Here is a 2,805-nt window from a genome sequence, read left to right on the forward strand (position 1 = left end):
CGCAGGTTGGTTACCGAGCCTTCCCGGTGCAGCAGTTTCAGCTTTTCCAGATCCACATCCGCGAACATGAGCATTTCGGTATTGGGCACCGATTCGCTGATGATGGCATCGTGGGGGAAGTAGAAGTCGCTGGGGGAAAACACCGAGGACTGGGCGTACTGGATGTCCACGGCGTCGACCCGGGGAAGGTTGCCCACGGAACCGGCGATGGCCACGTAGCATTCGTTTTCGATGGCGCGGGCCTGGGCGCAATGGCGTACGCGCAGGTAGCCGTTCTTGGTGTCGGTCCAGAACGGGACGAAGAGGATGTCCATCTTTTCGTCCGCCAGGATACGACCCAGCTCGGGGAATTCCACGTCGTAGCAGATCAGGATGCCCACGCGGCCCGCGTCGGTATCGAATACCTGCAGTTTGTCACCGCCCTGGATGACCCAGTCGCGCCGTTCGTGGGGGGTGATGTGGATCTTGTACTGGGCTTCCACGGAGCCGTCGCGGCGCATCAGGTAGGCTACGTTGTAGACTTTTTCATTTTCGATGACGGGCATGGAACCGCCAACGATGTTGATGTTGTAGCTCACCGCCATGTCGGCCAGGGCGTCGCGCACTTCGTCGGTGAAGCTGGCCAGGAAGCGCACCGCTTCCACGGAGTTCAATTCCGGACGCAGGCCCATGAGCGGTGCGCTAAAGAATTCCGGCAGCACCGCGAAGTCGGCGCGATAATCGGACAACGCATCGATGAAGAATTCCACCTGGTTGAGCAGGTCCTGCACATCGCGGGCGGCGCGCATGCGGCGCTGCACAACCCCTACGCGCACCACGGTGCGGCGCGGCCATTCGGCGTCGTCATCTTCCGGCTCGTAGAGGATGTTGTCCCATTCCAGCAGGGTGGCGTAGCCGTGGGAGTCTTCGTCTTCCGGCAGGTAGGCCTTCATCAGACGTTTCACGTCGAAGCCGTTGGAGAGCTGGAACGACAGGATGGGGTCGTAGATGGCGCGGGCTTCCACCTGCTCGATGTATTCGGTGACCGGCATCTGGTCCGCATAGTTGGTGTAGCCGGGCAGCCGGCCACCGGCCAGGATGGCACGCAGGTTTTCCTCGCGGCACAGCTCCTTGCGGGCCTCATAAAGACGACGGCCCAGGCGATAGCCCCGGTATTCTTTGTCCACGAACACATCCAGGCCGTAGAGCGCATCGCCCTTCCTGTTGTGGGAGCGCACCTTGTCGTCGGTGATCAGGTCTTCATAGCGGTGCGGATTGGAGAAGCGGTCGTACTTGACCTTGATGGTCAGCGCGGTGGCCACCAGCTCGCCGTTGTCCTCGATCACCAGTTGCCCTTCCGGGAAGATACGGATCAGGGTCTTGATGGTCTCTTCCGGCCAGGCCCCACCGATGTCGTGGTACACCTGGTCCATGAGCAGCGCCAGCGCGGGGTAATCCTCTTCGGTGAGAGTGCGCAGACGCAGGCGAGTGGTTTCTTCTGCCATAACAGAACAGCTCCTTCAGTCACCGACAGCGGGCTTACCGATGCCGGAAAAATTATGCATTGAGCGGCGGAAAGGGAATCAGCCAGCTCATGTCCCGATTCTGCAACGCATGCATGCCGCTGGGATAGAGCGCCACGCCATCGGGGCGAATAAAAATCACGCCGCCACCGTTGAGACCGACGTAGCCGGACTGATGCTCACGGACAAAACCGCAGTCATCTTGCCAATCCGGTTGCAGCGAGGGTGGAATGGTTTCATAGCCGATGACACCATTGGCCAGGGGGTCGTCGATGGCCACGCGGTCCCGGTACAGGCCCACGGCATCCTCCCCCACCAGCAGTACCATGCCCTGGTGAAAATGCAGCAGTGTGACATTGCCGCGCCGGGGCAACGGGAGGTTTTCCTGTAGGTCGATAATGGTATCCATGAAACAAATGATCCTGACTAATCGGACGGATAAATGGCTGAAAACATTGTAATACTTACCGGCGCGGGAATCTCGGCGGAATCCGGTATCAAGACATTCCGCGCCGCCGACGGGCTGTGGGAGAACCACCGGGTGGAAGATGTGGCCACGCCGGAGGCGTTTCTGCGCGATGCCACCCTGGTGCAGAACTTCTACAACAAACGCCGTGAACAGCTGCTCAGCGCGGCGATCAAGCCCAATGCGGCCCACCAGGCCCTGGCAAAGCTGGAACAGGCCTTTCCCGCTGGCCAGGTACTGCTGGTCACCCAGAACATCGACAACCTGCACGAACGGGCCGGCAGTCGCAACCTGATCCACATGCACGGCGAACTGCTCAAGGGCCGCTGCCAGTCCTCCGGTGGCCTGGTGGAGGTCACCGGCGAGCTCACCCCGACCCTGCCCTGCCCGCTTTGCGGCGCCAAGGGCTGCCTGCGCCCCCATGTGGTGTGGTTCGGGGAAATGCCCCTGGAGATGGAGCGTATCTACCAGGCCCTGGCCCGTTGCGACCGCTTTATCAGCATCGGCACCAGCGGCAATGTGTACCCGGCAGCGGGTTTTGTGGAAGAAGCCAACCGCCACGGCGCCCATACCGTGGAGCTGAATCTGGAGCCCTCCCAGCGGCTGACTGCTTTTGCCGAGCACAAGCATGGGCTGGCCACGGAGCTGGTGCCGGCGTATGTGGAAGAACTGATCGGGCAATGACAGGAGAAAGTTTCAAGTTGCAAGTTACAAGGCGCGAAATAGGTCGCGGTTAACCGGATAGCTCGTGCCCGCGCTGCAACGTATCAGCGCGAGGCACCTGTTCTGACAGCCTGCCACCACGCCTGACCCGCGCCTTGAAACTTGAAACTTGCA

General features: G+C 60.9%; 3 protein-coding genes. 1 reads left to right on the plus strand and 2 read right to left on the minus strand.

What is annotated here, in order from left to right; translation table 11 throughout:
- Nucleotides 1-1,484 (minus strand): bifunctional GNAT family N-acetyltransferase/carbon-nitrogen hydrolase family protein (locus A3714_RS17205; RefSeq protein ID WP_063527211.1); only part of this gene is annotated, 1,484 nt, incomplete at its 3' end.
- Between the two features lie 52 nt (nt 1,485-1,536).
- Nucleotides 1,537-1,911, minus strand: coding sequence for a hypothetical protein (locus A3714_RS17210; RefSeq protein WP_063510064.1), 375 nt, complete (start codon nt 1,909-1,911; stop codon nt 1,537-1,539).
- Nucleotides 1,912-1,944: 33 nt separating this feature from the next.
- Here A3714_RS17210 and cobB point away from each other — a divergent pair, with 33 nt between their 5' ends.
- Nucleotides 1,945-2,652: a Sir2 family NAD+-dependent deacetylase gene (gene cobB / locus A3714_RS17215; protein ID WP_063510063.1), complete on the plus strand. Its 708-nt coding sequence runs from the start codon at nt 1,945-1,947 to the stop codon at nt 2,650-2,652.
- Nucleotides 2,653-2,805: the final 153 nt, after the last annotated feature.

The organism is Alcanivorax sp. HI0007, from assembly GCF_001635525.1.
GTDB lineage: Bacteria > Pseudomonadota > Gammaproteobacteria > Pseudomonadales > Alcanivoracaceae > Alcanivorax.